This is a genomic window from Citrobacter sp. CK194, assembly GCF_030333395.1.
GTDB lineage: Bacteria > Pseudomonadota > Gammaproteobacteria > Enterobacterales > Enterobacteriaceae > Citrobacter_B > Citrobacter_B koseri.
The window spans coordinates 62,727-88,267 of the sequence record NZ_JAOWGA010000013.1 but is presented as its reverse complement, the minus strand read 5'-3'; the positions used below and the strand labels follow the sequence as shown (position 1 = coordinate 88,267).

Below are 25,541 nucleotides of genomic sequence, written 5' to 3'. Positions count from 1 at the left end.
GAAGAGAGAAAATAAACGCGACCAGGTATATTGATTAGATTAGGCTCTCTTTTTTCAGGTTAATATGAAACGTTCTCTCATTTTTCTAACGCTTATTGCCTTCAGCTTTAGCAGTCTGGCGAATGTTATTATTAGCAATACCAGGGTTATCTATCCTGAAGAACAAAAAGAAACAACGGTTCAGCTGATTAACCGTGGCAACAGTCCGGCGTTAATTCAGGCCTGGATAGACGAAGGTAATCCAGACTCTACGCCAGAAACCGCTCAGGTTCCCTTTTTGCTGACGCCGCCAGTGGTGAAAGTTGAAGGCGGTAGCGGCCAGCAGCTGCGCATTCGCTATACCGGTTCAGCCAACGCGCTGCCTCAGGACAGGGAGTCCGTTTATTACCTGAATGTGCTGGATATTCCGCCAAAACAGGAAAATCTTGATGGCAAAAACACGATGCAAATCGCCATTAAGTCACGCATCAAATTATTTTATCGCCCGACCGAACTCACGATTCCGGCCAGCGATTTACATAAGTATTTATCGTTTAGCGCGCAGGGTAATCAACTTGTCGCCACAAACCGGGCTCCTTATTTCGCATCGATTGCCACAATGAGTTCACGAGGTAAATCTCTTACTGGCGAACCGAAAATGATTGCGCCATTGTCGACACTGACAATACCCACGACAGGGGCGGTTTTATCGGGGCAGGCTTTGGATATTCTGTTAGTTGATGATTACGGTTCATATCAAAAATATTCATTCACCACAAAATAATAATGTCCAAATGAATGGGGATGGCAATGGCTGGTAAAAAGAGTCAATACATATGTTTATTGCCAATACTGGCGATGATGTCTATTTATAGTCGGGCGTATGCCGTGGCTTTCAATACTGACTTTTTAGCCGGTGACTCTAAAAATGCCGATATGTCGCGTTTTTATCGTGCCTCTGCGCTTCCTCCTGGTGAATACCCGTTTGATGTTTTTATTAACGAGGAGTGGAAAGGCCGCCTTCCCGTTTATATCACGGATGAAGGAACGTTTTTCCAGCATGAAAATATTGCCCAGCTTGGGCTTCTTTCCTCAATAGTCCCTGCCGCAAATAGCGCCAGCGAGCGAGTGGATGTGAATACGTTACTGCACGGAGGCAGTATGAAAGTCAATGCGGCCGATATGTCGCTGCGTCTGACCATTCCCCAGGCGTATATTCGCCAGACGCTGCGCGGTTATGTCGATCCCGTCTTTTGGGATGAAGGCATTCCGGCGCTGATGCTGGGATACAATGCCAACTATAACTACAACGAAGCCAAAGGCGGCGGACGCAATCAGGAAAACGCCTATTTCCAGTTAAACAGCGGGCTGAATGCGTTTGGCTGGCAATTTCGCGATAGCTCCAGCTATAACAAAAGCAAGGGCGTGGAAGGATCATGGACAAACAATACACGCTACGTTGAGCGCGGGATCGCTGCGCTTAAATCGATCATCCGCATGGGTGACAGCTATTCCAGCAACGATCTTTTTGACTCTTTGCGTTTTCGCGGCGTCAGCATGGGCACGGATATGCGCATGTTACCCGATTCTCAGCAGGGCTTTTCCCCGATTGTACGCGGCGTCGCACAGTCTAACGCGCTGGTTAAAATTAGTCAGAACGGGCAGGTTATTTATCAGAAAAACGTGTCGCCTGGCCCATTTGAAATTGCGGATATCCTTCCTACCGGCTCAGGCGGCGATCTGAATGTCGAAGTCATTGAAGCAGACGGGCGCACCAGCAGTTTCATCGTCCCCTTTTCTTCGGTGCCAAACATGCTGCAAGAAGGGATTGGGAAATATGGTCTGTTGCTGGGGGAAGCGCGCACGGAAGAAAGCCGCTATCGCCCCCAGTTTGCCCAGGGCAGCTATCAATACGGGATCAATAACCTGATCACCGGTTATACCGGGGTAATTTACAGCGAAGACTATAACGCGTTTCTTCTCGGGAGCGGCCTTAATCTCCCGTTTGGCGCGCTGTCTTTTGACGTCACACAGTCACAAACGCAAATTCCGGCAGATAAAAAAGTCCGCGGGCAAAGTTACAAAGTCGCCTTTAGCCGTTTCTTTAATGTCACCGGGACGAACTTTGCGCTGGCGGCGTATCGCTATTCCACGAAAAACTATTACAGCTTCAATGATGCAATCGCTTTGCATAACTGGCAAAAAGAGAACGCTGACAGCCCTAATGCCAGATATATGCGCCAGAAAAACACCTTTAATATCAACCTGAGCCAGTCTCTGGGTGAGGAACTGGGTTCCCTTTACTTATCAGGAACCTGGCGGGACTACTGGAATGGTCATGGCACAACAAAAGAGTATCAACTGGGGTATTCCAACCACGTTGGCGCCGTAAGTTATACCCTCTCAGCCAGTAGCATGCGTAACGATAATCAGCGCGAAGAACGACGTTATTACCTCACGTTCTCGGTGCCCCTGAGTCTCTTTGAACGGCCCGTTTTCCTCAACAGCAGCGTTACATTTAATCGTGACGGCTATTCCGACACGAACGTGGGGATCAGCGGAACCGCTGGCGAATTTAATCAGGCGACCTATAGCGTCAGCGGCAGCAACCGCCGCGGTGGGAATAACTCGGCCAGCAGCAGCCTGAGCTATCGCACTGCGTTTACCACCTTAAACGGCAGCTATAGCGAGTCAGGAGACTATCGTCAGATCGGCGCGGGAGCCAGCGGTAGTCTGGTGGCTTATCGGGGCGGCCTGCTGACGTCCAGCCAGTTGGGCGATACCTTCGCGATTATCGACGCGCCAGGCGCTCAAGGGGCCACGCTGGGCGGCGACGGCACACGCACCACGAATACCGCCGGGAAAGCGCTGGTTCCTTACCTGTCCCCGTACCGTAAAAACCGAATCCAGTTAGATACCACCCATATGAAGGAAGGCGTTGAGCTGAAAGGCAATATCCAGGAAGTGGTGCCTTATGCGGGTTCCGTCACCTATGTGCGCTTCGATACCGACCAACGGCGGCAGTTCATGTTGCCAGCACGGGCCGTTAACGGGCGCCCTCTCCCCTTCGGCACCGAAATTTTTGACGATACTGGCGCCAGCGTCGGATATGTCGCCCAGGGAGGAATGTTGTACCTGAAAACGGAACAGCTCCCGTCACGTTTACATATCAAAACCAGCAGTGACGGCCGCCAAAGCTGTGTTATTAGCCAGCCGACCCACGATGGTCAGATAAATATTTGCCGCTAATGGCAGGAGCAGAGGATGAAAATCACTATGCGTACAATAACGTTAATTCTTGCCTGGCTACTGGGATCGATAAGCTATGGCGTACAGGCCTCCTGTAAAAGCGATTCCGGCGCGCAAAAAGAGAGCAATCTGGTGCTCAACCTGGATTCACTTTCCCTCAGCAGCGAAACCACAGGTTCGCAGAACCTGTCGCTGTCATCCGGTACGTTTAGCTGTACCGGCGAATGGATTGGTTATGCTAACCGTGTTGCCATTATCTCTGAAATGGCCAACAGCACGGCCTATATCAATTATGGTAACTATGTATTGCAATTCACCATCGGCAATATTGTACCCACGAAAAAAGACTATAGTCGCTCTGGAGAAAGTCATATTCCCGGTACTTCGCTGAATAACGTGGTCTATACCTATAAGGCTAAGTTACTCAAAAGCGTACCGAGCGGCGCCAACCCGGCCTATGTCTATAACGTTGGCCCGGACGCAACCAGTATTACTCTTGCTCACGCTATATCCGTTGTTGATGCTTCAGGTATCGATTTCTGGTTTCCCGGCGTTAATTTAGCCGAATTCATTAAATGGATATTAGGCCTTATCGGTTCTGACGAAGAGAAACGCCTGTTCTACCAGAATATCACGATCAATTATCGTCCTCATGTCAGCACCTGTAGCATCCCGGATACGACGGTCACGCTACCGGAAACCGATCTTACCAGCCTGATATCCGCAGGAAAGGAAGCGCAGTTTTATGAAAACTTCACTCTGCATGCCGAATGCAGCGACCTGTTAGAAGGCATGAGTACACGCACCATTCAGTTTTATCTCAGTAGCGCCAGCGTCGATACGGATAAATACACCCTGAAAAACACCCAGGGAACGGCAAGGAATATTGGGGTACGAATTATGCGTGCCGATACCAGTAAAAAAATTGCCATCAGCCAGACAGAGCTTACCGCAGGTAATATTACCAGCGAGTATGAGCTCTATAAGATTGCGCAGTGGGGAAGTAATTTTGATATTCCACTGAGAGCATATTATTACATCTATGGTGCAAAACCGACGGAAGGCAGAATACAGACCACGGCGAAAGTAAATATCATTTACCCATGATAAAAGGCGAGAAACAGAATAGTCATCTACTGAAATAATCAGAAGCCTCAACAAAAAAAGAAAAATATTTATACACAAAATCATTTGAGAAGCATCGAGGCGGCAAGTGAATGAGCCCCCAGGAGCGTACACGTAGTACGTGACCGGGGTGAATGAGCGCAGCCAACAAAGAGGCAGTCTGAAGGATGAAGTGTATATCAACGCCTTATCATGGTGTGTTTTAATAGCATCACTATTATTTTCTTATTTTATAAATAGTTACAGTTAAATTTTACATCTTGTCATTATTGTAAACGATATGCGGATCGAAAAATATAATGCGTACACTACAGAACGATCAATTTCTTTATCTCAGCAGTGAGGACTCCCCCTGTAATCCTTCCACTGCAAGATTTGATTTAGTCATGATAGAAAACTCTGTCAAGTCATTAAATAGCGTTACGCAGCCGCTCCATTCAACGTTAATTATTGATACCGATAACTATATGATTAATTTTCTTTGCAAACATCTGATCAACCCTTTGGTATTACACACCAGCCCGACATTCAGAGAAGCAAAATACAAAATAGAAAACCATATTATTGATAATGTCGTCATGGAAGTTTTTACGCTGGAGGAGAGTGCGCTGGAGGCGCTTAATTTCATTTATGATATGCAGATAAACTATCCTGGCATTCGCTTAACGGTGTTTACTTTTACGCGTAACAGTTACCTGCTTCAGGTTTTGCGAAGTTTTCATTATATCAATATCGTTTCTAAGTATGAACCCATGTCCGAGCTTAATCATGCCGTTCATGCCTGCTGGCTGGATGAGGCTTTTTACAGCCAGTACATTAACGATCTCATGGCTGAAATAGAACAGCCGGATTCTTTTGACGACATTGAATGGACCGTGCTGACCGAACTGGCCCACAGCACGCCTACCCATGACATCGCAAAAATAATAAATAAACGCTATCACACGCTTTTTTACTACATCAAAAAGATCAATAAAAAGCTGCATCTAAGCACTAAAAATGAACACATAAAAATGCTGAAAGCGATAAACAGTAATCCACTAAAAAGTGCAAGCATATCTTATCGCGACCGATTTAATTAATCCCAGAAAAGCCTGATGCACCGTTTATAATTAAAAAGGATATGCCATTATTATGAAACTCATGTGCCGTATCGAACCTATCATTCATGTCCAGACCGGTAGACGGATTGGCGGTGAGGTGCTCTGCCAGCCGGAAGGGGCAGATCCAGAGCTATTTTTCCGCTCTGTTTCGCCAGAACTCCTGTCACATATTGTTCAGGAACAGATATGCACGGGAGTAGCAAATCAGCACGATCGCAATGGCATTTTATTTTTGAATATTACGATTCCATTGCTTATAAATCTGGTGTGGCTCAGATCGATTCTTGCCATGTTACCCGGCCCAAAGGTCATTGAAATTGATTGCCAGCAAAGCGAGTCTTATTTTCCGCGACTTGTGCCGCATATTGATGCAATTCTGACCCTAATGCGCGCTTTTAATACTCAACTTTGGCTGGACGATCTCTATGTCAGGCATATTCCGTTAATTGCGCAACTCCCCTTTCGATTTGATGGGATTAAAATTGATAAACATGAACTCTGGAGAATATCCGCTGAACAGGATACCTCAGCAATGACAACGCTGATAAAACAGGTGGAATATCTGACGGATCATGTTCTGGTGGAGGGCGTTGAAAACGAATACCAGCACCGCTTTATTTCGGAGAGCGACGTACATTATGCCCAGGGGTTTCTCTGGCCCGTTGATGAGCGAGAATCATTCGTAATAACGATTTAAATATTAAGGAAACCAGCATATTTCAAATATAAAAAAGGGATTCAAATGAAGTCGAAAATAGTGATAGTGTCTGATGACGTCTATTATCTGACGGGTATATCGAAAGGGATGAAAGAGTCAGGTACGCGTGTTGAGAGCATTTTTTTAAGCGATGCTGGCGAGTTTGAACGTTTCACGCTAACCACCTCTTTTTCGCTATCAAAAGATACCGTTGTGTTGCTCTCCGTCAGAGAGCCGGGTTTACTCGACAGGTTAATAACCTTTTTCTTTAGTAAGGTTACGCTGTGCATATCACCGTCAGGCCTGCATTCCCGTCGCCATTTCTTTTGCCAGTACGGTGTATATTACTTCAATAAAAACAAAACATTATCAGAATTAAACGATATTCTGATAGCTATTTCAAATAGAAAAAATACGGAAAGTAACACCATCACTGACAAAGAGTTTTTTATTCTCAGTGAGTTAGTCCGCGCCGGGAATGTGAAACGAATGTACAGCGCAATAAACATCTCTGAAAAAACGGTCTCTTACTACAAGAGGTCGGCATTAAAAAAGATGGGATTACTGAGCAGCCAAAATTACTTATGTATCCACCCGGCACTCTCCGCCGTTAAGACCATTCAACGGCACTGAGCCCCGTCTGAAACTTGTCTGGCGATGCTGGTACGAGGAGAAGTCAGCCAAATAGTAAACATTTAAAGTTTCGTTATAAGAAAGAACGAATCCCTATTTCATGCGCCGTCAATATGCTGCTAGCTTCGCTGGTTTGTATATACAAGTAAATTCATGCATTTCTTTGCGGGGAAACGGGGATGAGCATAAAAAACAAACTGGCAGCCTCCTGGCTGGCGCTGGGGTTGTTCGCAGCGCAGGCGCAGGCAGCGGATTTCGTTGTGGGCAGCAAAAACTTTACCGAACAATATATTCTGGCGGAAATCTATGCCCAGGCACTGGAGCAATCCGGTCTTTCCGTTGAACGCAAAACAAACCTGGGCGGGACGCTAATCGCCCACGCCGCGCTGCTGAAAGGCGAAATTGATATGTACCCGGAATATACCGGTACGGCGCTCAGCGCAGTGGTCAAAGGAAAGCCCTCCTCCGATGCCGCACAGGTGTTTAAGCAGGTCAGCGACGCCTACCAGCAGCAATATCATCTCACCTGGCTGCAACCAGCCCGCGTGAACAACGGCTACGCACTGCTGGTGAGCAAACAAACCGCAGAGAAATACCACCTGAAAACGCTCTCCGATCTCGCCAAAGCCGCGCCGGAACTGACCATCGGCGCAGGTGCGGAGTTTGGCGACCGTCAGGACGGCCTGAAAGGGCTGGAGCAGACCTACGGCATTAAATTTAAAGCCTTCCGCCAGTTTGCCAAAGTCGGCCTGCGCTACGACGCCCTTGCTGCCGGGCAAATAGACGTCGCAAACGGCTTCGCAACCGACTGGCAAATCGCGGAAAACCAGTATGTCGCACTGGAAGACGACAAACAACTCTTCCCTCCCTACGAAGTTGCGCCGGTCGTGCGCGATACAGCACTACAGGCACATCCTCAGGTTCGCGACATTTTAAATAACATCAGCCAGTTGCTTGATAACGCCACGATGCAAAAACTGAATGCGGAAGTGGAAAAGAATAAAGAAGAACCGCGCGATGTGGCGGAAGACTTTTTGCGCGCAAAAGGCGTAATTAAATAGGGTACGACCGTGACAACGACACTTTTTCTGGGCGACGCGCCGCTCACGCTTGATGACATGCGAGCTGTCGCTGGCTGCGGCCAGACTGTCGCGCTGGGGGCGCAGGCGCAGCAGGCCATCAGCGCGTCCTTTGATTTTCTGCTGCACAGCATCAGCGCCGGAAAACATATCTATGGCGTCACCACCGGGCTTGGCGCTAATGTCGATACGACGCTGCTGCACACGCAAAATGACCGTCACGATGAGGATCTGCTACAGGCGATTCAGCGACGAATCCCGCTGGCGCGGGCGGTCGGCGTCGGCCAGCAGGCAACGCCCGCACAGGTTCGCGCGATCATGCTGGCGCGTCTTGCGGGTTTCGTGCAGGGCGCATCGGGTATTTCTCTGCCCGTGGCGCAGACGCTGCTGGCCTTTATCAACGAAGGCATCCATCCGCGCGTTCCGCTTATCGGATCTATTGGCGAAGCGGATCTCGCGCCGCTGGCGCATATCGGACGCGCGCTCATCGGCGATGGCGAAGCGGAATATCAGGGTACGGTGGCGCCGGTCTCCGCACTGCTGAACCAGACGGGTCTGACGCCTGCGCCGCTGCGTGGAAAAGACGGGCTGGCGCTGGTGTCGTCTAACGCCGCCAGCGTCGGCCTCGCCGCGCTGCTGCTGCACGACGCCGCCCGGCTTATGAACGCCCACGCGGGCGCTATCGCGCTCTCGTTTGAAGCGTTTCGCGCTAATATCTCGCCGCTGACGCCCTGGGCGGCGCGGATGCGCCCCGCACCACAACAGGCTAAGACCGCCGCGTATCTGCTGGCGCTGCTGGAAGGCAGCCCGCTACTCCAGCCCGGCAGCGCGCGTTCGTTGCAGGACCCGCTCAGCTTCCGCTGCGTCGCGCCGGTGCTGGCCTGCGTTTGCCATGCCTGGTTGAATGCCCGCGCGGCGGTGGAACTGGAACTCAACAGCGCCGACGACAATCCCGGCCTGCTGGCTGAGTCTGAACAGGTCCTGGCAAATGCCAATTTTGATGCCACGCATCTGGCACTGGCACTGGAAAGCCTCGGGCTGGCTCTCGCCCGCCATGCCGCATGCAGCGGCGAACGCATCATGAAACTGATGTCACCCGCCGCCAGCGGCCTGCCGCGTTTTCTCACCCGCCACGCCGGGCAGACAGGCTTCGCCACGCTGCAAAAGACGGTTTCCGCGCTGGTCAGCGATATCGCCCATCATGCCCAGCCGCTCTCCCCGCTGACGATGCCGGTAGCCGATCGGATTGAAGATTACGCCTCGCAGGCAATGGGGGTGGTCGCCAAAACCACACGACTACTGGAAAGCCTGCACTATCTGGTGGCCATTGAACTGTTGGTCGCCGCGCAGGCGCTGGATCTTCAGGCGTCGCCACGGCCAGGACGCTATGCAACGGCATTACACGACAAGATTCGCGCTCGGGTGGCGCCGCTGGATGAAGATCGCGCCAGCGCTGGCGATATTTCCGTTCTGGCCGACGCGATAATGCAGCCGGAATGGCTTGCAGGCCAGACCGTATTGCTGGAGACCTCCTGATGCGCTGGGCGACGCGACACTATGACGACATTCTGCTGGCGCTCTGGCAGCATCTGGTACTGGTCGGCGCCGCAATGCTGATGGCGTTCACTATTTCACTGTTTCTCGGCATTACCACCGCCCGCCGCCCGCGACTGTATGCGCTGGTGATGGCGGTCACCGGCATGATTTTTTCCATTCTAGGGCTGGCGCTATTCGCACTGCTCATCCCGTGGCTCGGCATCGGAATGCTCCCGGCGATTGTCGGGCTGACAGCCTATGCGCTGATGATCCTGACCCGCAATATTGCCACCGGTTTTCATGCCATTCCGCTGGACGTCCGCGAAGCGGCGCGCGGAATGGGATATGGCGCCTGGCGCAATCTGCGCGAAGTGGAACTGCCGCTGGCGCTACCGTTCATCATCACCGGACTGCGCATTGCCACTACCACGCTTATCGGCATCGCTACGGTCGCGGCATATATCAACGCCGGTGGACTTGGCGCAATTATTCTCGCCGGGCTGGATCAGCGCTATCCAGAGAAAATATTTATCGGCGGCGGCCTGACGTCGCTGCTGGCGATCGGCGCGGATCTGTTTTTTGTCCGGCTACAGCGGCGCGTTTTACAGGGGAGAGACCAATGATAATCCAGGCATGGCTATGGGTGCTGGATAACCAGCCGCTGTTCTGGCAGGCAGTGTGGCAGCATCTGATGATGTGCGGGCTGGCGCTCAGCATCGCCCTGATTATTGCTATCCCGACGGGCGTGCTGATCGCGAACATCCCTCGCCTCGCTTTTATCATCACCAGCGGCGCCAGCACGCTGCGGACGATCCCAAGTCTGGCGATCCTTGCGGCGGTCATGCCGTTTCTCGGTATTGGCCTGCTGCCTTCAGTCGTCGCGCTGGTGGTGCTGGCCGTGCCGCCGATTTTGCTCAACACCTGCACCAGCATTCAGTCCGTGAACCCGGATACGCTCTCAGCGGCGCACGGCATGGGCCTCACGCCCTGGCAGGTCACAGGCAAAATCGTACTGCCTCTGGCGGCTCCCGGCATTCTCGCCGGCTGCCGTACCGCCGCCGTACAGGTTGTCGGCGGCGCGGCTCTGGCGTCATTTATCGGTGGCGGCGGTCTGGGGGATTTTGTCACCACCGGCATTGCCATCATGGACATGTCGCGCCTGCTGGTCGGCGCGGTGCCGATTATTCTGCTCGCTATGGCTATCGAAGCGCTTTTCTCCCTGCTTGAGCGCCTGTTTTCTCAGCCGGCGTAAAGGGCTAATACAATGATTACACTGGAAAATATTAGCAAAATTTATCCTGGATCGCCGCGTAAAGCGCTTGACGATCTCTCCATGACGTTTGAAGAGGGAACCACCACGGCCCTGATTGGCCCTTCCGGCTGCGGTAAAACCACCACCATGCGCTTAATCAACCGGCTGGAACAACCCACTTCCGGGCGTGTCCGGGTAAATGGGCGCGACGTCGCAACGGAAGATCCGGTGATGCTGCGTCGGCATATCGGCTACGTTATTCAGAACGTCGGACTGTTCCCGCATATGACCGTCGCGGACAACATTGCCACGGTGCCGCGCCTGCTGGGCTGGAGCGCCTCGCGTATTCAGGCGCGAGTGGAAACATTACTGGAACTGGTCGGGCTGGATGCCCGGCAATACGCCAGCCGATTTCCTGCCGCGCTTTCCGGTGGTCAGCGGCAACGGGTCGGCGTTGCCCGCGCACTGGCGGCGGACCCGCCGGTCATGCTGATGGATGAACCGTTCGGCGCCATCGATCCGCTGGTTCGCGGGCGATTACAGACCGAGTTTAAGCAGATTCTGCAACGCGTGAAAAAGACGGTGATTATCGTCACTCACGATCTTGATGAGGCCATCAAAATGGGCGATCGCATCGCCATTATGCGCGAAGGACGCCTGTGCCAGTATGCCCCGCCCGCTGAAGTGCTCTCAGCCCCGGCAGATGAGTTCGTCGCGGCTTTTGTCGGCAGCGATGCGGCACTGAAACTTCTTGCTATTACCCCGGTAGCCCAGGCGATGGAAACGTCTCTGAGCGCTGACCATCCACAACGGCTTGACGTCAACGCTACTCTGAAAGATGCGCTGGCGCTGATGCTTTCCCGGCGCGCCGACAGCATCACCGTCACCAAATGCGGCGCGCCCGTTGGCGTATTAACTCGCCAGCGGCTTTTCACCCACGTACGACCCGATGCGAACCATGCTACCAGTGAGAGAAATTTATGACTCAACCCATCCATTTAACCTGGCTAAACGGCCCCGACGTTGACCAACTGAAGCTCACGGATACAGAAATCCTCACGGCGGTGGAGGACGGGCTGCGGGCACAGGGAGAGAAAAAAACAGTCATTGAACCGCGCATGCATTTAATTCCCGATAAAGCGTTTAACGGCCACTTTAACGTGCTGCGCGGTTATATCGAACCGCTGGGACTCGCCGGGGTAAAAATCGTCGGCGATTACGTCAATAACTATACGCTCGGGCTGCCCTCGGAAATGGCGCTGCTGAACCTGTTCGATCCGCGCACCGGGATGCCGGTCGCCATTCTGGACGCGTCAGCGATCACCGATATGCGCACCGGCGCGCTTACCGCGCTGGGCGCACGCCACCTTGCCCGCCGCAACAGTAAAGTGCTGGGACATATCGGCGCGCGGGGAACCGCCTGGTGGAACGTTCGTCTGCTCAACAGCATTTATGATTTTGATGAAATCCGCATTCATTCGCGTCGCCCGGAAAGCCGTACCGCATTTGCCCGCCGTCTGGAGCAGGATCTCGGCAAAAAAATCATCGTTACCGATGACTGGGAAAGCTGCGTGCGCGGCGCGGATATTGTGGTCGAAGCCTCGCGTCTTAATGCGCCGACGCCGCTGTTAAAAACAGAATGGATAAAGCCCGGCACCTTTGTTGTGCCCTACGGCACCATGAGCGCCGTGGAGCTGTCGCTCACCGACATGATGGACAAGCTGGTGGTGGACGACTGGGGGCAGTGCAAAGGCGGCATGTTTGGTTCACTGCGAGCCCACGTAGAAGCGGGAAAATTAAGTGAGCATACCCTGCATGCCGAGCTGGGCGACATTGTCGCGGGCACGAAGCCAGGCCGTGAAAATGATGATGAAACCATCCTCTTCTGGCACCGGGGGCTGTCGCTAAGCGATATTGCACTGGGGCATACGATGCTGAAGAAAGCGCGTGCGCTGGGTATTGGTCAGGAGCTACGTTACCGATGATTGTTAACGCAAGAATGTACTCGGTAACTCCGGCAGCGGCGGAGGGGTGGAAAAGACTCCTGCCCGAAGCCGTGCGCCGCGCCGGGCTGACGGCAGAGATTGTTGACTACCCGGCCCCGGCCAGACTGGAGGGGCTATGGGCTCGTTCCGATCTGCTGGCGGTATTCATGTGCGGCTGGCCCTTCGCGCAGCGGCGCTTTCCGGTACGCCCGGTGGCCGCGCCGGTTACGGAAGAGGCCGCCAGGGAAGGGATTCCAGGGCACTACCGCACCCTATTTATGGTGCCGACATCGTCTACCGCCAGATGTCTGGAAGAGACGTTCGGCGGGCGGCTGGCGTATACCAACCCGGAGTCGCACTCCGGCTATAACGCGGTACGCTATCATCTGTCGGCATACATTAACGAGACGCGAAAGACGCTCTATCGCACGCTTGTCGGGCCGCTAATCACCCCGCGACGCGTGGTGGAAGCGCTGGCGGCGGGCGAAGCGGATGTCGGCCCGTTGGACAGCTATGCCTGGTCGCTTCTGTGCCGGTATGAGCCGGAATTAACGCGCCATGTGCGCATACTGACGCGCAGCGTTCCCGCACCGATGCCTTTACTGGTGGCAAGCGATACCGTTAATCCACAGGCCATTACGGCGCTGCAAACGGCGCTGCTGACGCTGAACACAGAACGCGACGCCACGCTATTACGGCCTCTGGGGCTGCGGGGATTTATCACCCCGTCAGCAGACGCCTGGCAAGTCGTCTGCGACCGGGAAGAAATTGCGTTCTCCAGAGGCTATGCAACGCTGCGCTGAAAACGGCATTTCATTATGTCGCCCCTTATTCGCTTCATATGCGGTGATATCGTTATACGGTAGCCGCTTCGCGCCTTAACCAGTTCTGTAATAGTTTGCCATCCTGCGTCATTTCACTATCCTGGCGGACGCACAAATAGTAGTCGCGCCCGTCATCTATTGGCAGATCGAAAATCTTCACCAGCTCGCCTTTATCCAGGTACGGCATAATGAGGGGTTCGCGCATCAGGGCGCATCCCAGTCCTGCCTGTACGCCCGCCAGCGTCAGCAGACCGTCCTCAAACAAGGGGCCGCTGCGCGGCGGGGAACGCTTCACGCCCTGCTGAATAAACCATTGATGCCAGGTGGTTCGTTCTTCATCATGCAGCAGCGGCATCTGCATCAGTTGCTCCGGGGTATCAATATGACCATGCAGTCGCAAAAACGCCTGGCTGCATACCGGCACCATGCGCCCGGAAATCAGTTTTTCACTCTGGTATCCCGCCCAGTTGCCATTGCCGAAGCGGATCGACATGTCTGAAGCGTCACTCAGATAGTTGCGGTGATTGGCATACACCACGTTAATCTCGGTATGCGGATTCGCGCGCATAAACATCGGCAGGCGAGGAATAAACCAGCCCATCCCAAAAAGCGGAATCAGGCTAATCGTTACCTGCCGGGTCTGCTCCTGCTCCACCAGATGCTCCGTCGCCTGACGCAAAACGTTAAACGCCGCACGGATCGAACGATAATATTCACGCCCTTGCTGGCTCAGCGCCAGTCGTCGCCCATGCCGTTCGGTGAGCGCGATTTGCAGATATCCCTCAAGTAACTTGAGCTGATGGCTAACCGCAGATGGAGAAATCGCCAGTTCCCTCGCGGCTTGCGTCACGCTTCCTAACCGGGCAATGGCTTCAAAGGCGCGCACCGCCCGCAACGGAGGATCGTTGGCAAGGCGACTCTCCGCAAAGGAGGGCAATGTCGTCAATTGTTCTGTTTTATTCATATATTGATTTCTTTAGGCTATAACCTTGTTTTGTGATTAATAAAATAATCATATTAATCATTAAGATATAAAAATATCTGTTTATCATAAGAAATAATATATGTGTATTTTACAATTTTATTCAATTATTGGATGGTACCCACTGAAAGAGCAATTTGTCGGGTACAAACGTTGGACACACTCATACAACAACTGATAAACGGTGTGATGCTGGGCAGCATCTACGCGCTGATCGCGCTGGGCTATACCATGGTGTATGGTATTTTGCGTATTATTAACTTTGCTCACGGCGATATCCTGATGGTTGGCGCGCTTACTACGCTCTCCGCCATCAATGTCCTGAATCATACCTTCCCTGCTATGCCGCAGTTATTGCAACTCGGTGTAGCGCTGCTCATTGCGATGGCCGTCTGCGCCCTGCTGGCAATGGCGGTAGAACGTTTCGCCTATCGCAGGCTGCGTAACGCCCCACGACTGGCTCCGCTGATCTCCGGTATCGGCGTTTCCGTATTACTGCAAACCGTGGCGATGATCGTCTGGACCCGCAACCCGCTGATGTTCCCGCAGATCCTGTCAATGGCCCCGATCGCCGTGACCTCCGGTGGCGAAACTCATCCACCCGCGATTATCACTCTCACCGGCATTGTCACCGTCGGGCTGGCGCTGGCGGTCATGACCGGTCTGTGGCTGCTGGTTGAATACACTCGCCTCGGGCGAGGCATGCGCGCAGTGGCTGAGAATCCGCGGGTCGCCACGCTGATGGGCGTTAACCCAAACGCCATCATCACCCTGACGTTTGCTATCGGCGGCATTTTTGCGGCGCTGGCCGGCGTGATGATGGCGAGCAACTACGGTAACGCCAGCTTCTCAATGGGCTTTCTCCCCGGAATTAAAGCGTTCACCGCCGCCGTGCTTGGCGGCATTGGCAATATTCGCGGCGCGATGATCGGCGGGATTTTACTGGGCGTCATAGAAGCGCTGGGTGCGGGCTATCTCGGTGAGCTCACTAACGGCGTCTTTGGCAGTAATTACCAGGACGTGTTTGCCTTCATCGTGTTGATCCTGGTGCTGGTATTCCGTCCGGCAGGTTTGTTGGGCGAGCGCGTGGCGCACAGAGCGTAAGGGAAAATCAATGACAACCGTACAACTGCAAGCTCCAGCCACGACGCGCAAATTCTGGTCAGGCATGACCTTGTTCTGCATCGCATTGCTGATCGCTCCTGTCGTTGCCAGTCAGCTTGGCGGTAACTACTGGGTCCGCGTGATCGATTTCGCCCTGCTCTACATCATGCTGGCGCTGGGGCTCAATATCGTCGTGGGCTATACCGGCCTGCTGGATATGGGGTTTATTGCCTTTTATGCCGTTGGGGCTTATCTGGCCGCTCTGCTGGCCTCTCCCCATCTGTCTGAGGTGTTCCCAATCCTCACCGTCTGGTTCCCGGACGGGCTACATACCTCGTATCTGCTGATCGTTCCGGCTGCGGCACTGGTCGCTGCCGTATGCGGCATTTTGCTTGGCGCACCGACGCTGAAGCTGCGCGGGGATTATCTGGCAATTGTTACGCTGGGCTTTGGCGAAATTATCCGCATTCTGATGCGCAACCTCGATCGCCCGCTGAATATCACCAACGGTGCCAAAGGCATCACCGGCGTGGATACGCTTAATCTGTTTGGCCTGAAGTTCAGCGGTGTTTATCACTGGCTCGGCTTTAAAGTACCCGCGTTGTGGCTGTGGTACTACCTGCTGATGCTGGTCATTGTGGCGATCATTTTTGTCTGCCTGCGCCTGCAACACTCACGTATCGGCCGCGCCTGGCACGCGATTCGTGAGGACGAAGACGTGGCCCGCGCGATGGGCATTAACGTGCGCAACTATAAGCTGCTGGCTTTTGCTATGGGCGCCTCGTTTGGCGGCGTCGCTGGCGCACTGTTTGGCGCGTTTCAGGGATTTGTCTCCCCGGAATCCTTCACCTTGCAAGAGTCCATTGCCGTGCTGGCGATGGTGGTGCTGGGCGGTATGGGCCATATCCCCGGAGTGATCCTCGGTGCGGTACTCCTGACCGCCCTGCCGGAACTGCTCCGTAGCCAGGCGGCCCCTGTTCAACAGATGTTGTTCGGCACGGTACTGATTGACCCGGAAATTTTGCGTCAGCTCTTCTACGGCCTTGCACTGGTGCTGGTGATGCTGGTTCGCCCATCCGGTATCTGGCCGGTTCGCCACAAAGAGGTGAAAGCATGAGCCTGTTAACCGTGAGCAATATGTCCAAACGCTTTGGCGGCCTGACCGCCGTGGACGATGTTTCGCTTTCCATCAATAAAGGCGAGATCTACGGTCTGATCGGCCCCAACGGAGCCGGAAAAACCACCTGTTTTAACCTAATTACCGGGCTTTACCCGGCAGACAGGGGGGCGTTTTTTATTGCAGACCAACCCTATTACCCAAAACAGATAGAGAAAGTCACCGCCGCCGGGATTGCACGCACTTTTCAAAACGTGCGTCTGTTCAACGAGATGTCGGTGCTGGAAAACGTGATGGTCGGTCGCCACGTTCGTACCCGTAATGGGCTATGGGCTGCACTGAGCCGCCATAAACGCGCCCGTAAGGAAGAAGCGCAAACCCGCGAACAGGCCTGGCGCTGGCTGGAGTACACCGGCATTGCAAAGTTTGCCCATTACCGCGCCTGCGATCTGGCCTATGGCCACCAGCGTCGTCTTGAGATCGCCCGCGCGCTGGCTACAGATCCGCTGCTTCTGGCGCTTGACGAACCTGCTGCGGGGATGAATGCCGCCGAGAAGGTCGCGCTTGGCGAGCTGTTAATCCGTATTCGTGAAGATGGCAAAACCCTGCTGATGATCGAGCACGACGTCAAGCTGGTGATGAACATCTGCGACCGCCTGACGGTGCTCGATTACGGCAAAACGCTGGCCTGCGGCACGCCGGATAGCGTGCGTCGCGACCCGGCAGTTATCGCAGCCTGGCTTGGAGGCAATAAGCATGTCTGAGTTACTGAAGGTGGAACGCCTGGATGTGCATTACGGCGGTATTCAGGCCGTTCGCGATATCTCCTTTACCCTGCATGAGGGTGAACAAGCCACGCTGATTGGCGCCAACGGCGCGGGTAAAAGTTCCACCGTGCGCGCCATCACCGGGCTGGAAAGTTTTAACGGCAACATTGAGTTCAATGGCAAAGCCGTACGCAAACAGAAACCGGAGACGCTGCTGCGCAACGGGCTGGTGATGGTGCCGGAAGGTCGCGGCATCTTTGCCCGCATGACGGTGCTTGAAAATTTGCAGATGGGGGCATGGTTAAGGCGTGACGCCGCCCGCGTTAAGCGCGAAATGGCAGAGATTTTTGAGCGTTTCCCGCGTCTTGGCGAACGCCAGCACCAGCTTGCAGGACTGCTCTCTGGCGGCGAGCAGCAGCTGTTGGCGCTCAACCGCGCCCTGCTGAGCCGCCCGCGTTTGCTGATCCTCGACGAGCCGTCTATGGGGTTAGCCCCCAGGATGGTGGAAAACATTTTTACCGTGATCGCCGGGCTGCGCGCACGCGGCGTCGCCCTGCTGCTCATTGAACAAAACGCCCGACTGGCGCTGGAAGTAACCGACAGCGCCTGGGTGATGGACAGCGGCAGCATTGTGCATCACGGCGAGTCGAAAGCGATGCTTAATGACGATCAAATTGCACAGATTTATTTGGGCGAAATGCCTGTTTAACACACTCACCAACAGCAGGGAAAAACAATGAAAACAGTAAAAATCAGTGCGCTCAGCGCCGCTATTCTGCTCAGTAGTTTTGCCTCTACAGGTGCATGGTCAGCTAAAAGCGAAACCGTGACCATCGGTCTTGCGGGCCCGCTTACCGGCCCGTCTGCCCGTATTGGTAAAGATCTGGAGAACGGCGCCCAACTGGCGATTGACGATATCAACAAGCAGCACCCGACCATCGGTGGTAAAGCGGTGACCTTCAGGCTGCAATCTGAAGACGATCAGTCCGACCCGCGCACTGCCGTGGCTGTGGCGCAGCGTCTGGTCGATAGCGGCGTGGCGGGCGTAGTCGGCCACTGGAATACCGGCACCAGTATTCCGGCGGCACGCGTTTATCACGATGCGGGTATCGCCCAGGTCGCGCCCGTTGCCACCGGCCATGCCTATACCAGACAGGGCTTTGATACCAGCTTCCGTGTGATGGGGCATGACGATGACGGCGGCCAGTTTGCCGGTCAGTATGCGGTGAATACCCTGAAGGCAAAACGTATTGCCGTGATCGACGACCGTACCGCATTCGGTCAGGGGCTGGCTGACGAGTTTATAAAATCACTTGAAGCGCAGGGCGTGAAGATTGTTGACCGCCAGTACGTTGACGACAAAACCGTGGATTTCAGCGCCGTGCTGACCGCCATTCGTAGCAAAAACGCTGACCTGATCTTCTTCGGCGGTGTGGATAGCCAGGCCGCGCCGCTGGCGCGTCGTATCAAACAGCTGGGTATGAACGCCACGCTGATGGGCGCAGGCGGCTTCGTCAGCCAGACCTTCCTGCAACTGGCCCAGAAAGAAGGTGAAGGCGTCGTGGCGCTGGAGCCGGGCCTGCCGGTTGAGCAGATGCCGGGCGGTAAGGCGTTCGAGCAAGAGTATCAGTCTCGCTACCACACCCATATTGAACTCCACGCCCCATTCGCCTATGACGCCACCCGCGTTCTGGTTGCCGCGATGGAAAAAGCCGACTCTGTCGATCCGGCTGAGTATTTGCCGGTTCTGCGCGCAATAAGCTATTCCGGCGTTACCGGGCAGATCGCTTTTGATAATGAAGGCAACCTGAAATCGCCGTCTTTCACCGTCTACAAAGTCGTGGATGGTAAATGGCAGCCGCAAACGGTACTGGGCGGCGCCAAAACGAAGTAACGCAGTGAGGCAATGTGATGAGTGATAATAATGAGCTGGGCATTCTCGCCCGCCGCAAAATAGAAGCAGAGATTATTAAACCAATCTATGAAATCCTGGTGCGCGAGATAGGGAAAGCCCGCGCCCAGGCGGTCATTGGCGAAGCCATTGAGCAGGCGGCGATCGATGCCGGTAAAGAATTTGCGCGCAAGGAGCCGAATGGCACAGACGTGAAGAGTTTTATCGCCCTGCAATACCTGTGGGAGAAGGATAACGCGCTGGATGTCAAAGTGATCGACGCCGACGACAAGCAGTACAACTATAACGTCACCCGCTGCCGTTATGCCGAGATGTACCACGAGATGGGCCTCGGTGAGATTGGCCACCTGCTCTCCTGCGCCCGCGATGAGAAATTTATCGTCGGCTACGCGCCCGACGTGGAGCTGACCCGTACGACCACCATCATGCAGGGTGGCGCATGCTGTGACTTTCGCTATCGCACCAAAAAGGAAGACGTATGATCCGCGTGAATGCAGAGCGTTTATGGTCAACGCTTGAGATAATGGCGCAAATCGGCGGCACGCCAGCCGGTGGCGTCACCCGACTGGCATTAAGCAATGAGGATCGCCTCGCTCGTGATTTACTGCGCGACTGGGCGCAGGAAGCCGGGTTTCGCTGCGAAATCGATAGCATGGGCAACATGTTTATTCGCCGCGCCGGTAAAAAACCACAGCTTGCGCCGGTGATGACCGGTTCACACGTTGATTCTCAGCCGCTGGGTGGGCGATATGATGGAATTTACGGCGTTCTGGCCGGGCTGGAAGTGCTGCGTACGTTAAACGATCAGAACATTGAGACCGAACGCGATATTGTACTGGTCAACTGGACCAATGAAGAAGGCGCGCGCTTCGCGCCAGCAATGCTGGCCTCCGGCGTCTGGAGCGGGCAGTTCACACAACAATACGCATGGGCGCGTGAAGATCAGGATGGCATCAGCGTCGGCGAAGCGCTTGAGGCCATCGGTTACCGTGGCGACCAGCCCGCCGTCGCCTTCCCTGTCTACACCTGTTACGAGCTACATATCGAGCAAGGCCCGATTCTCGAAGAGGAAGGTATTGATATCGGCCTGGTGCATGCCGCTATGGGCCAGCGCTGGTTCAACGTTGTAATTCGCGGATTTGCCGCCCATGCCGGCACCACGCCAATGGCCAGCCGCCGCGATGCGTTGACCGCCTTCGCCCGTCTGGCGCTGGCGGTGGAAGACATTGGCAATCAGCACGAACCAGACGGCAGAGCGACAATCGGCATGGCGCAGATTTCACCGGGATCGCGTAACGTAGTGCCAGGGGAAGTACATTGCAGCGTGGAGTTTCGTCATCCACAGACTACCGTCCTCCAGGCAATGGAAACGGCGCTTCGCAAGGCAACCGCCGATCTGAATCAGCGCGGCATTCAGCTCGACGTGGAACGTATCTTCGATTACGCCCCCATCGCATTTGACGAGACCTGTCTACAGCGCAGCGCAAACGCGGCCCAGGCACTGGGATACAGCAGCAAACGGATGGTGTCCGGCGCCGGTCACGATACCTGTTATATCAGCAAAATCGCGCCCGCCAGCATGATTTTTATCCCCTGCGAAAAAGGCATCAGCCATAACGAGGCAGAAAATATTCAGCCGGAATGGGCAGAAAAAGGCGCTAATGTTCTGCTGCACAGCCTCCTGCCAGCTGCGCTTGAATAACAGAGCCAGGTGAACCGGTCAGGTGGAAGAATCACTATTCAACTTAATCGATTACAAGCATGACCGGGTTTGACCATACAGCAGACCATGAATATGACTCATGTTGTAATGAAATTAAGTCTCTTTCACTCATCCAGTGACTCTGGCATAAAAGAGACCTTACTCACTTATTGATAACATGAATACTGCTAAATAATAAAGTCAGGTAACTCTGTAAAATCAATAAATTAATTCAGTTTTCATATCATGACTTAGGATGCAGGATCACGATGAATAACGATTTTACATTTACGATCAAAAGCAGTCGCTTTGATGAACATTATAACCCTTCGGAAAATACGCGTATTACTACCAACTTTGCGAATCTGGCCAGAGGAAAGAACCGCCAGGAAAACTTACGCAACACGTTAGTGATGATTGACAATCGCTTCAATACACTGGCGTATTGGGATAACCCCAAAAGCGATCGTTATTCTGTGGAACTTGATATCATTTCTGTTGCGATGAATATTAACGTTGATAGCAGCAGCGATACGTTCCCTGCAATTGAAATATTAAAAACCAATATTATTGACAAAAAGAACAACGAACGTTTTGAAGGTATTGTCGGGAATAATTTCTCCTCTTACGTGCGAGATTATGACTTTAGCGTATTACTGCCAGAGCATAACAAAAACAAACCTGAGTTTAGCATTCCAGATAATTTTGGTGATTTGCATGGGAACATATTTAAACATTTCATAAACTCAAATGAATACAAAGAGCATTTCAAAAAACCACCTGTGATATGTCTCAGCGTGTCAAGTAACGATATCTATCATCGGACTGGGAATCAGCATCCTGTATTGGGTATCGAATACCAGCCAGGTGGATCTTCGTTAACTGAGAAATACTTCAATAAAATGGATTTGCAGGTTCGCTATTTTATGCCAAAAAATAGCGTTGCACCTTTGGCCTTTTATTTTTCTGGTGATTTACTTAGTGATTACACGAATCTTGAGCTTATCAGCACCATCAGCACGATGGAGACGTTCCAGAAGATTTACCGACCTGAAATTTACAATGCCAACGCCGCAGCAGGTCAATGCTATCAACCAAATCTGAACCACCAGGATCATTCATTAACAAAAATTGTTTATGATCGGGAAGAACGCAGCCAGCTGGCTATTGAGCAAGGAAAGTTTACAGAAGAGCACTTCATCAAACCATACAAAGATATTCTTGAAAAATGGTCTGCTCACTACGCTCTTTGATTAACCGAAAATAAAAGGTCATCGATTATGAAAATATTACTACCCACTTCAACGGCTGGCAGTTTACCTAAACCTTCCTGGCTTGCTCAACCTGAGACGCTTTGGTCGCCCTGGAAATTGCAAAATGAGGAATTAATCGAGGGAAAACAAGATGCGCTACGTTTATCCCTGGATGATCAACTACAGGCAGGTATTGATATTGTTAGTGATGGTGAGCAAACGCGCCAACACTTTGTCACCACGTTTATTGAACACCTCAGCGGCGTTGATTTTGAGAAACGTCAGATTGTTAAAATTCGTAATCGCTATGATGCGAGCGTACCGACCGTTGTTGATGCGGTAGCGCGTCAAAAACCCGTTTTTGTTGAAGATGCAAAGTATTTACGCCAGCTCACTCGTCAGCCAATTAAATGGGCGCTGCCAGGGCCTATGACGATGATCGATACGCTCTACGATGCCCACTATAAAAGCCGCGAAAAGCTGGCCTGGGAATTTGCAAAAATTCTCAATCAGGAAGCCAGAGAGTTAGAAGCTGCCGGCGTCGATATTATCCAGTTTGATGAGCCCGCATTTAATGTGTTTTTTGATGAAGTGAATGACTGGGGGATCGCCGCGTTAGAAAAAGCCATTGAAGGGCTAAAATGCGAGACCGCTGTGCATATCTGCTATGGATATGGCATCAAAGCCAATACCGACTGGAAAAAGACGCTGGGGTCAGAGTGGAGACAATATGAAGAAGCTTTTCCCAAACTGCAAACGTCTAATATCGATATCATCTCACTGGAATGTCATAACTCGCATGTTCCAATGGATCTGCTTGAACTGATTCGCGGTAAAAAAGTCATGGTAGGGGCCATTGACGTGGCAACCAATACCATTGAGACACCAGAAGAAGTCGCCAGTACGTTACGCAAAGCGCTTCAGTTTGTCGATGCCGACAAGCTCTATCCTTCTACCAACTGTGGTATGGCTCCCTTATCTCGTCAGGTAGCCAGAGGTAAGCTCGATGCCCTAAGCGCAGGCGCAGAAATCATCCGAAGAGAACTTTCGGCTAAATGACTCTGTTAATAAGATACGGGCTATAAGTTGATTTCGGTAGATCTGAGAGGAATTTGAAATGGTGCGATAATAGGAACATAACATACCCCACATAGCCATTGATAAACATACATATTTTCTCGTTTCATCTTTATAAATGCCCCCTTTTGTGCCCCCACCTTGTTTTTCATGCGACTCGATGAGCCTTTCACCGAGTCGCCAATATCACCAATTTTTTCACAGACCGTACAAATCTTCTCGGCTCTTGAAGGCTTTCTCACTGCCGCGATCGGCTAAGAACAATATTACTTACTTCCCGATACGAACAACTGTTCATTAATCCGCATGCTCTCCTGGCATGAAGGATATCTGTCACAGTCAAATATGGCGTTCGTTCCTGTAAGGTGAATCCATTGCGATCGATACGAACTAACTCATATTTCTTTACCAGAAAGTTAACGGCATTAGCCAGAGTGATACCGGCATCGATATGTTCCTGTATAACGGTTTCATCACAAAACGGCGTATCGTTCAGGGTCAGACCATAGTGTTTTTCCAGCAGGCGTGTAAGTAGCATTTGCCAGACTGCAACGGGCGACAGCCAGGGCTTCGCCGCCCGCGAAATTGTAGCAGGTAGAGTTTTCATGTTTGCTCTCGTGAAATTCGTTAGCGTTGAGTGGGATAAATGGCGATATATACGTAGCCGCAACTACCAAGGGTATCGGCTTCGCAGGTGAAACCATTGTGGTACAGGGTGACACAGTGGGCATGGCGAGGATTCATTTCACCAGTGGTCAGCATTGATTCCATCTGACTGATAAAATGCGAGAATGCGACATCCAACTTCATACACTCGGCATCACTAAACTTATCGGTGATATTTGCCCGCTCAGCCAGATAGTGCAGCCGGTTCCCCTCCTGCACCAGACGGGCTCCCAGGCGTGGCGTAATGTCCCGCTGCAGGCCCCATGTCATGTTACTCATTTATAGCCTCCTTTATTGTCAGTTCAGGGTAATACTCATCAGGCAGGCATACGGCCCGTTGCGGTCCTGGCGACGTTCGGCGTATACCGCCAGCACGCCGGGAATGTCAGGAACTACCTGACCGGTGTAATGACAGACACTGCCGCGCCACTGGTATCTGCCGGTGCAGTAGCGAAAAATACGGGAGGCCGGATGCTGACGGTAAATCGTCATCGCCCGGCGTTTACTGATAATTTTCATGTAATACCTCAAAGCAGACCGTGTTCAGCGAACGACAATATCTGCGTGCCACCGACGATAAGGTGGTCAGGCACACGGATATCAACGAGCTGGAGCGCCTGCACCAGACGCTGCGTGACAGCTTTATCGGCCTGACTGGGTGTGGTGTCACCGGAAGGGTGGTTGTGCGCAAATAACACTGCTGCCGCATTAAAGTACAGGGCCCGCTTGACCACCTCACGGGGATGTACCTCGGTGCTGCTAATGGAACCGGCAAACAGGGTTTCGTGGGCAATCAACCGGTTCTGCTGATTGAGATAAAGCACCATAAACTCCTCTCGCTCAAGCCCGGCCATTTTCAACCGCAGCCAGTCGCGGGCGGCCTGTATGGAGGTGAACGCCACGCCAGTTTCGCGCAGGTGGCGGTCAAGCAGGGCCAGGGCATGTTGCACAGTGCGTTGAGCGCTCAGTGGGAGCACCGGAGCCTGTGGGGTAAGTGACTGTTCCATCATGAGTATCCTCAATCGATAATGCTCAGAATGGCGTGAGCTTCGGGATGCTGCAGGGCATAGTCCCGCAGGCGGTAATAGTGCGCGGTCATGGCATAGCATTCGGTGCGACAGGCGTGATGGCTGTATTCAATCAGGCAGACAGCGATACCTGCGGCTTCCGCGCTCATTTCCGCACCATTGCCATTCATGCCGTTGAACAGATGCCATTTATCGTCACTGTCAGCATCGGGAGCCATAAACGCTCCGCCATTGCTGAGCATGTAAAAGGACCAGATACCACCGCTGTACTCATCACAGAAGCGGTCCATCCAGGCGAAAATGCGGGGCTTCAGGATTATCCACTGCGGAATGGAACCAAAGTGTGTCGGCCAGAATGAGAGCCGCTGACGATCGGGCACAACAGAGGCGGTAATACCTGTCGCTGGCGATTGTTCCTGAAAGGGCGTAACGCTATTGCTATTGAATGCGTTCATGATGTTTCTCCGAAAT

At 52.9% G+C, this 25,541-nt stretch carries 28 protein-coding genes; 22 read left to right on the top strand and 6 right to left on the bottom strand.

Annotated elements, in window-relative coordinates; translation table 11 throughout:
* Positions 1–64: 64 nt before the first annotated feature.
* The 13 genes from OGX80_RS03200 to OGX80_RS03140 all read left to right on the top strand — a co-directional run bounded on the left by OGX80_RS03200 (position 65) and on the right by OGX80_RS03140 (position 13,441).
* Positions 65–763 carry a fimbrial biogenesis chaperone gene (locus OGX80_RS03200; RefSeq protein ID WP_049009526.1) on the top strand — a complete coding sequence of 233 codons (699 nt, stop codon included), beginning with the start codon at positions 65–67 and terminating at the stop codon, positions 761–763.
* A gap of 104 nt (positions 764–867) precedes the next feature.
* Complete coding sequence (locus OGX80_RS03195; RefSeq protein ID WP_233644133.1) at positions 868–3,228, top strand: fimbria/pilus outer membrane usher protein; 2,361 nt, start codon at positions 868–870, stop codon at positions 3,226–3,228.
* 15 nt (positions 3,229–3,243) lie between these two features.
* Positions 3,244–4,335, top strand: a complete 1,092-nt coding sequence (locus OGX80_RS03190) for a fimbrial protein (RefSeq protein WP_115181953.1) — start codon at positions 3,244–3,246, stop codon at positions 4,333–4,335.
* Positions 4,336–4,652: 317 nt separating this feature from the next.
* Positions 4,653–5,435: a hypothetical protein gene (locus OGX80_RS03185; protein WP_123907353.1), complete on the top strand. Its 783-nt coding sequence runs from the start codon at positions 4,653–4,655 to the stop codon at positions 5,433–5,435.
* A 52-nt stretch (positions 5,436–5,487) separates the two neighbouring features.
* On the top strand, positions 5,488–6,153 hold the full coding sequence (locus OGX80_RS03180) for an EAL domain-containing protein (protein WP_115181954.1): 666 nt from the start codon (positions 5,488–5,490) through the stop codon (positions 6,151–6,153).
* Between the two features lie 45 nt (positions 6,154–6,198).
* Positions 6,199–6,786 carry a LuxR C-terminal-related transcriptional regulator gene (locus OGX80_RS03175; RefSeq protein WP_110494629.1) on the top strand — a complete coding sequence of 196 codons (588 nt, stop codon included), beginning with the start codon at positions 6,199–6,201 and terminating at the stop codon, positions 6,784–6,786.
* Positions 6,787–6,965: 179 nt separating this feature from the next.
* A complete protein-coding gene (locus OGX80_RS03170; RefSeq protein WP_071260020.1) occupies positions 6,966–7,847 on the top strand; it encodes a glycine betaine ABC transporter substrate-binding protein in 882 nt (293 codons plus the stop codon).
* Positions 7,848–7,856: 9 nt separating this feature from the next.
* Positions 7,857–9,401 (top strand): HAL/PAL/TAL family ammonia-lyase, encoded by a 1,545-nt coding sequence (locus tag OGX80_RS03165; protein ID WP_081353226.1) that lies wholly within the window; start codon positions 7,857–7,859, stop codon positions 9,399–9,401.
* Positions 9,401–10,024, top strand: a complete 624-nt coding sequence (locus OGX80_RS03160) for an ABC transporter permease (protein ID WP_286471097.1) — start codon at positions 9,401–9,403, stop codon at positions 10,022–10,024. The genes OGX80_RS03165 and OGX80_RS03160 overlap by 1 nt, the downstream gene beginning before the upstream one ends.
* Positions 10,021–10,653: an ABC transporter permease gene (locus OGX80_RS03155; RefSeq protein ID WP_071260025.1), complete on the top strand. Its 633-nt coding sequence runs from the start codon at positions 10,021–10,023 to the stop codon at positions 10,651–10,653. Before OGX80_RS03160 ends, OGX80_RS03155 begins: the two co-directional genes overlap by 4 nt.
* A 12-nt stretch (positions 10,654–10,665) precedes the next feature.
* Entirely contained in the window at positions 10,666–11,637 is a 972-nt protein-coding gene (locus OGX80_RS03150) for an ABC transporter ATP-binding protein (protein WP_071260027.1), read from the top strand.
* The gene (locus OGX80_RS03145; protein ID WP_071260029.1) at positions 11,634–12,638 is read left to right on the top strand and encodes an ornithine cyclodeaminase family protein; all 1,005 of its coding nucleotides are present in this window, start codon (positions 11,634–11,636) and stop codon (positions 12,636–12,638) included. The genes OGX80_RS03150 and OGX80_RS03145 overlap by 4 nt, the downstream gene beginning before the upstream one ends.
* A complete protein-coding gene (locus tag OGX80_RS03140; RefSeq protein WP_071260031.1) occupies positions 12,635–13,441 on the top strand; it encodes a phosphate/phosphite/phosphonate ABC transporter substrate-binding protein in 807 nt (268 codons plus the stop codon). The genes OGX80_RS03145 and OGX80_RS03140 overlap by 4 nt, the downstream gene beginning before the upstream one ends.
* 52 nt (positions 13,442–13,493) lie before the next feature.
* Here the strand turns inward: OGX80_RS03140 and OGX80_RS03135 are convergent, their stop codons facing one another.
* Positions 13,494–14,426 carry a LysR substrate-binding domain-containing protein gene (locus OGX80_RS03135; protein ID WP_047458702.1) on the bottom strand — a complete coding sequence of 311 codons (933 nt, stop codon included), beginning with the start codon at positions 14,424–14,426 and terminating at the stop codon, positions 13,494–13,496.
* A gap of 171 nt (positions 14,427–14,597) precedes the next feature.
* On the opposite strand from OGX80_RS03135, the gene OGX80_RS03130 reads away from it, so the two are divergent.
* The 9 genes from OGX80_RS03130 (at position 14,598) to OGX80_RS03090 (ending at position 23,358) form a co-directional block, all read left to right on the top strand.
* A complete protein-coding gene (locus tag OGX80_RS03130) occupies positions 14,598–15,548 on the top strand; it encodes a branched-chain amino acid ABC transporter permease (RefSeq protein ID WP_024130638.1) in 951 nt (316 codons plus the stop codon).
* Positions 15,549–15,558: 10 nt separating this feature from the next.
* The gene (locus OGX80_RS03125; RefSeq protein WP_115181955.1) at positions 15,559–16,665 is read left to right on the top strand and encodes a branched-chain amino acid ABC transporter permease; all 1,107 of its coding nucleotides are present in this window, start codon (positions 15,559–15,561) and stop codon (positions 16,663–16,665) included.
* Complete coding sequence (locus OGX80_RS03120; protein WP_058668649.1) at positions 16,662–17,429, top strand: ABC transporter ATP-binding protein; 768 nt, start codon at positions 16,662–16,664, stop codon at positions 17,427–17,429. Before OGX80_RS03125 ends, OGX80_RS03120 begins: the two co-directional genes overlap by 4 nt.
* Positions 17,422–18,141, top strand: a complete 720-nt coding sequence (locus OGX80_RS03115) for an ABC transporter ATP-binding protein (RefSeq protein WP_071260035.1) — start codon at positions 17,422–17,424, stop codon at positions 18,139–18,141. The genes OGX80_RS03120 and OGX80_RS03115 overlap by 8 nt, the downstream gene beginning before the upstream one ends.
* A 27-nt stretch (positions 18,142–18,168) precedes the next feature.
* A complete protein-coding gene (locus OGX80_RS03110) occupies positions 18,169–19,326 on the top strand; it encodes a branched-chain amino acid ABC transporter substrate-binding protein (RefSeq protein ID WP_047458708.1) in 1,158 nt (385 codons plus the stop codon).
* Between the two features lie 17 nt (positions 19,327–19,343).
* Positions 19,344–19,826 (top strand): L-2-amino-thiazoline-4-carboxylic acid hydrolase, encoded by a 483-nt coding sequence (locus OGX80_RS03105; protein ID WP_012133757.1) that lies wholly within the window; start codon positions 19,344–19,346, stop codon positions 19,824–19,826.
* Positions 19,823–21,046 (top strand): Zn-dependent hydrolase, encoded by a 1,224-nt coding sequence (locus OGX80_RS03100; RefSeq protein ID WP_071260037.1) that lies wholly within the window; start codon positions 19,823–19,825, stop codon positions 21,044–21,046. Before OGX80_RS03105 ends, OGX80_RS03100 begins: the two co-directional genes overlap by 4 nt.
* A 269-nt stretch (positions 21,047–21,315) precedes the next feature.
* On the top strand, positions 21,316–22,299 hold the full coding sequence (locus OGX80_RS03095) for a DUF1852 domain-containing protein (RefSeq protein WP_071260039.1): 984 nt from the start codon (positions 21,316–21,318) through the stop codon (positions 22,297–22,299).
* 27 nt (positions 22,300–22,326) lie between these two features.
* The gene (locus tag OGX80_RS03090) at positions 22,327–23,358 is read left to right on the top strand and encodes a methionine synthase (protein WP_071260041.1); all 1,032 of its coding nucleotides are present in this window, start codon (positions 22,327–22,329) and stop codon (positions 23,356–23,358) included.
* Positions 23,359–23,614: 256 nt separating this feature from the next.
* Here the strand turns inward: OGX80_RS03090 and OGX80_RS03085 are convergent, their stop codons facing one another.
* From OGX80_RS03085 to OGX80_RS03065, 5 genes are read right to left on the bottom strand one after another with little or no spacing between them, the layout of a single operon-like run.
* A complete protein-coding gene (locus OGX80_RS03085; RefSeq protein ID WP_072197168.1) occupies positions 23,615–23,983 on the bottom strand; it encodes a TA system toxin CbtA family protein in 369 nt (122 codons plus the stop codon).
* Positions 23,984–24,003: 20 nt separating this feature from the next.
* A complete protein-coding gene (locus OGX80_RS03080; protein ID WP_060571130.1) occupies positions 24,004–24,321 on the bottom strand; it encodes a type IV toxin-antitoxin system YeeU family antitoxin in 318 nt (105 codons plus the stop codon).
* Positions 24,322–24,339: 18 nt separating this feature from the next.
* Positions 24,340–24,561 carry a DUF987 domain-containing protein gene (locus OGX80_RS03075; protein WP_008783823.1) on the bottom strand — a complete coding sequence of 74 codons (222 nt, stop codon included), beginning with the start codon at positions 24,559–24,561 and terminating at the stop codon, positions 24,340–24,342.
* Between the two features lie 8 nt (positions 24,562–24,569).
* Positions 24,570–25,052 (bottom strand): JAB domain-containing protein, encoded by a 483-nt coding sequence (locus tag OGX80_RS03070; RefSeq protein ID WP_060571129.1) that lies wholly within the window; start codon positions 25,050–25,052, stop codon positions 24,570–24,572.
* An 8-nt stretch (positions 25,053–25,060) separates the two neighbouring features.
* Positions 25,061–25,525 carry an antirestriction protein gene (locus tag OGX80_RS03065; protein ID WP_060571128.1) on the bottom strand — a complete coding sequence of 155 codons (465 nt, stop codon included), beginning with the start codon at positions 25,523–25,525 and terminating at the stop codon, positions 25,061–25,063.
* Between the last annotated feature and the right edge of the window lie 16 nt (positions 25,526–25,541).